The following is a 4,018-nucleotide window of genomic DNA, read 5'->3' on the forward strand; positions in this document are numbered from 1 at the left end:
ATGGAAATGCTGGGTCAGGTTTACGTGGAAATCAACAGCGGTCGGATGCAGCGGCCTGTTAAAGCGCTTTTCATCCTTGCCTCGGGCAAACGACCTTGAGCGGCAGCCCATCCTTGTAAGCGAAATACTCGGTGCACTTTTGCTCTTCCACTTCAACCACCCGCTCGCCAAATGATGCAGCGTAGTCGGCTTCGCTGAAACTAACGCGCCCATCGCGATTGAGGTCAAGCTCGGCGTAAGTCAGAGGCGAAATATAGACAAACCAGCCGAAGAGACCCCAATACCCAACCAACATCGCCGCTATGGCCACGGCGACGGCTTTCAAAAAGGCACGAGGGGTTGAGAGCCGCTGGTCCAGCATGCGCTTTAACGTAATGTAGACCGCACCAAGCCGCAGGCCATATCTCGCGCGTGCGGTCTAAATTGGCACAAAAAAATCGCGGAAAGGGTCTTGTAGCCTAGCATTTCGGCATGTACTCTGTAAAAAAATACAGTACTAAATCAGCCATGAAACCCGCCGCCCCTCCTGTGTCGCGCGCCACACGGTTGCTGGATAAGGTCCGTGAGCGAATTCGTTACAAACACTATAGCCTGCGCACCAAGCAGGCCTATGTGCAATGGGTGCGCATGTTCGTGAAATGGCACGACTTGCAGCATCCACGAGACATGGGGCAACTGGAAATCGAAGGTTTTTCTGGCCATCATGGCTGAATGACGGCTTTGGAGCTTCTAGCTGGACGGCGGCTCAGGGTCGATTGCTGGCCGACACGAACGACCGCTGATGGGTACCTCAGGTTTGTCGCGCTGCCCCATCAAGTCTGCCGTCCGGCGACAGACCGCTCACAGCCTGAAGCGGTCAACTGACGAGCTATGACGGAAATGCACTTTCTCTGAGAAGAAAATTTCAGTGCAAGCGCGTTCCAACACGCAATCGAACTTCTTGACTGCAGGGAGTTTCCTGGAAACACGAACCGACAACCGAACCCCGAAAAAATTTACAGAGTAAATTTTTCCATTACAGAGTTTATTTTTACGATCATCAATTATTCTAGGTAATTAAAGTCGTAAACAGCGCCCCAGCATCCATGCGGCTTTGCGCCCCGCGCAACCAACTGGCCGTCCATCTAAAGTCGTAAACACCACCGACTACCCCACCTAATATCGCCACGTTGCCGCTCACCCAGGTCGCGCATGTCCAAAGTCAGCTTGCAGTAGCGGTAGACGTCGCCGTTCTCAAGCCACGCCTACTTGAGCAGGTCCAGCAGGCACTGGTCGTCCTTGGCCCGCAGGCTCTGCGGTTCTGCCTTCCATGCGTAGTCGCCGCTGGGGTGGCCTGCGCGGGCGCGTCGCATGGAGCGACGCGTACGAAGATGCGCCATCAGCTTCTTTTTCAGAACCCCACGGGCCTGGATGAAGAGGCTGCGATAGATCGTCTCGGGAGATGCCAAGGCGCGGTGTCCGCTGGATCAAGTCAACCGGCAGTTCCGGGCCGAGCGGCCGAACCAGCTTGGGGCCAGCAACTTCACGTACGTCTCGACCTGGCAAGGCTGGCTGTACGTAGCGTTCGTCATTGACGTGTTCGCCCGTCGTATCGTGGGCTGGCGAGTGAGCCGTTCGATGCAGACGGACTTCGTGCTCGATACACTGACGCAGGCCCTTTATGCCCGGCAGCGATTCCATGCGACGGTGGCGGGGGCGCATGTCTGAGATCGATCTCAGCGCTGCTGCTTAAAGCGCATCGGGCTCCAGGCCTGTATAGGACTTGCCACGGGGCTGAGCTCCAAGCTCGGAGACAAACCCATCGGTGCTAGTTATCGATAAACGCTGTGTTCAGCTTTCTTTGGACCTGCGCAGCCTCACGAAGCCCACACGCAAGCCGAAAACTTCGGTGATCTTGTTGAGTGTCTCAATCGTGGGGTTGCCCTGGTCGCGCTCGATCTGGCGCAGTGCCTGGACGCTGATGCCTCGGTGGCGTGCGAACTCTTCCTGTGTCAGGCGGCTGATTTTGCGCATCATGGCAATGGACTGGCCTACGCTGACCTCGCCGCTGGAAACTGCACGGTAGAGGTCTGCGCGCTGGGCTGCGGCGGCTTCGGGGTCCACCGGGCGCTTGAGGCGGCCGTCAGCCATGGTGCCCTCCTTTGAGGCTGCTCAACTGCTGAGCCTGCCGGTCGATGCTCTTGCGGCAGTCCTCGACAACCTGGGGGTCGACGCCCGCTTGACGCGCAAGCTCGGGCAGGTTCCCAACGATGGATGCGAAATCGGCAAGGGCAGCAGCGATCTGATCGCGCTCGCTATCGTCCACTGCGAGGGTGTCGATGACCTCCTCCCAGGTTTGCAGGCGATGCCCCCCCTTGCTCACCCAATGGCAGGACCGCGCAATGATCTCCGGGTCCTTGTACATCGGCGCGAAATCGAACAGCGGCGTGAGTTGCACCACTCCGTCTACTGTACGTTGCACCGCCGTGTTGCGCGCATGGTTGTCCGTATTGCGCATGGCTTGGTTGAGGACATCTCGGCGGATGAACTCGATGGTCTCTTGCAAGGGGCTGTTGACCACCTTGCGGATGGCCATAAGAAGGTCTTGCTGCGTGGTCGGCAGTCCAAAGCCACGCAAGTCGCAGAGGCTTGCCGCACTTTCCTGGTGAAGGCGATGAAGAACGCCCTGGTGCACCACGCGGTCAAAGCGGCGCACCAGCAGGATGTTCCCGAGGAGCTTGGGAGGCTCGTTCGTGCGCAGGCCGCAGGCATGCGCCAGTTGCAGGTAGGCCGCCTCATTGCGGTGGACGAGGAGATCGTCATCAGTGCGCCCCCGAGGCAATTTGGCCAGCCAGTGCTCGTGCGCAAGTTCGTCGGGCAGAGCCATGTCGGCAAACCAGCGCCCGTCGCGGGTTGTTGTCAGCAGGAACTTTGGGGCCACGCCCTGCACGCCCGTGGTGCCCGAGGCCAGCATGGAATGCAGCGCCAGGTGCTCGATGAAATCCTCGCTGCGGTTGCCCAGGTCCTCCAGGGTGAAACCCTCGTCGTAGCGGGCGTCGGCTGGAGCCGCCTTGCGGGTCTCCTCCTCGTAGTAGGTGACGGCGGAGGTCAGGCGAAGGTTACCAATGGGGCTGAAGGCGCCGCGCAGCAACAGCGCAGCCTCAAGGCCATCGGCATCGGCCAGATTGAGCTTTTCCAGGAGGTAGCGTCGGCCACGCCCCTGGGGAACCATGTCGTACAGGAAGGCGGGTAGCCGCAGGTCTGGCTCCATGCCTAAAGGGCCCTCGATCTGTACCTCCGCTTCAAAGCCTACGGGGAGATTGAGCGCGACCGGCAGCTGCAGGTCGCCGAATACGTATTCGACGCCGTAGGCGAACGTGCCGTGGCCGTGATCGACCACACGCAGGTCACCAGCCGTGTGCCAGCGGCCGGCGTGGTGAATCTGGACCTCGGTACGTGTCGGGTAAGCCATATAGTCCATCATGATAGCCAAAATACTTGATGTTGACCGGCAGTTTGCACATCATGATGACCAACATAGTGTTTGCACCTTGTCCACGGCGGTGCGCATGTTGTCGTAGATCCCGCGGTGCGCCACACCGCCCAATGCGGCAAACGATCGGGTGTGGGCGTCGAACAGCATCTCGTGGCCCTGGCTCGGGTAGGCCACCAGCCAGAACGCGCGGCTCGCGCACAACTTCAAGTGCGCCACCTGCACCCGGTAGTAGATGCCGCCGACCACCAAGCCTTCCTCGCTCCAATCGAATTGGAAGGCCTCGCCCAGTTGGAAGCTCAGCGGAACATAGGCCGTGACATTGGCCGCCGGACCCTCATCCAAGCGCCAGGCCCGAACGAAGTCGGTGACGGCCGAGTAGCCGCCACCATAGCCCGCGGCCTTGATCTGGGTGTTGATTTCCACGTAAACCTGACCCAGCATTTCCATTGAATCTTGACCCACCCTTGTTCGTGAACTTCACGCTCACGTTGTGGATAAGTTCTTCGGTGTCTTCTCCTTCTTGGTGGTCGGCGGTGGTTGCTG

Annotated in this window: 4 protein-coding genes and 2 pseudogenes; 2 read left to right on the forward strand and 4 right to left on the reverse strand. The window is 59.4% G+C overall.

Translation table 11 applies throughout. The annotated features are described in order from the left end of the window. Nucleotides 1–70 precede the first annotated feature (70 nt). The gene (locus BP68_RS19060; protein ID WP_496374735.1) at nt 71–361 is read right to left on the reverse strand and encodes a hypothetical protein; all 291 of its coding nucleotides are present in this window, start codon (nt 359–361) and stop codon (nt 71–73) included. 146 nt (nt 362–507) lie between these two features. Here BP68_RS19060 and BP68_RS19065 point away from each other — a divergent pair, with 146 nt between their 5' ends. Beyond that, nucleotides 508–711, forward strand: coding sequence for a phage integrase N-terminal SAM-like domain-containing protein (locus BP68_RS19065; protein ID WP_496374737.1), 204 nt, complete (start codon nt 508–510; stop codon nt 709–711). A gap of 729 nt (nt 712–1,440) precedes the next feature. Further along, nucleotides 1,441–1,671: pseudogene (locus tag BP68_RS19070) on the forward strand (DDE-type integrase/transposase/recombinase); the annotation flags it as partial. A gap of 159 nt (nt 1,672–1,830) precedes the next feature. Here BP68_RS19070 and BP68_RS19075 read toward each other — a convergent pair. The 3 genes and pseudogenes from BP68_RS19075 to BP68_RS19085 form a co-directional block, all read right to left on the reverse strand. After that, nucleotides 1,831–2,130 (reverse strand): helix-turn-helix domain-containing protein, encoded by a 300-nt coding sequence (locus tag BP68_RS19075; RefSeq protein ID WP_496374739.1) that lies wholly within the window; start codon nt 2,128–2,130, stop codon nt 1,831–1,833. Then, nucleotides 2,123–3,451: a type II toxin-antitoxin system HipA family toxin gene (locus BP68_RS19080; protein WP_496374741.1), complete on the reverse strand. Its 1,329-nt coding sequence runs from the start codon at nt 3,449–3,451 to the stop codon at nt 2,123–2,125. The genes BP68_RS19075 and BP68_RS19080 overlap by 8 nt, the downstream gene beginning before the upstream one ends. Nucleotides 3,452–3,523: 72 nt before the next feature. Next, a pseudogene (locus tag BP68_RS19085) lies at nt 3,524–3,883 on the reverse strand (IS21 family transposase); the annotation flags it as partial. Nucleotides 3,884–4,018 lie beyond the last annotated feature (135 nt).

The sequence above is a fragment of the Diaphorobacter oryzae DSM 22780 genome, assembly GCF_059568935.1.

Excerpts from the sequence above, each read along its gene's own strand:
- BP68_RS19060 (WP_496374735.1), bottom strand. The coding sequence starts at position 361 with ATGCTGGACCAGCGGCTCTCAACCCCTCGTGCCTTTTTGAAAGCCGTC.
- BP68_RS19065 (WP_496374737.1), top strand. The coding sequence starts at position 508 with ATGAAACCCGCCGCCCCTCCTGTGTCGCGCGCCACACGGTTGCTGGAT.
- BP68_RS19075 (WP_496374739.1), bottom strand. The coding sequence starts at position 2,130 with ATGGCTGACGGCCGCCTCAAGCGCCCGGTGGACCCCGAAGCCGCCGCA.
- BP68_RS19080 (WP_496374741.1), bottom strand. The coding sequence starts at position 3,451 with ATGGCTTACCCGACACGTACCGAGGTCCAGATTCACCACGCCGGCCGC.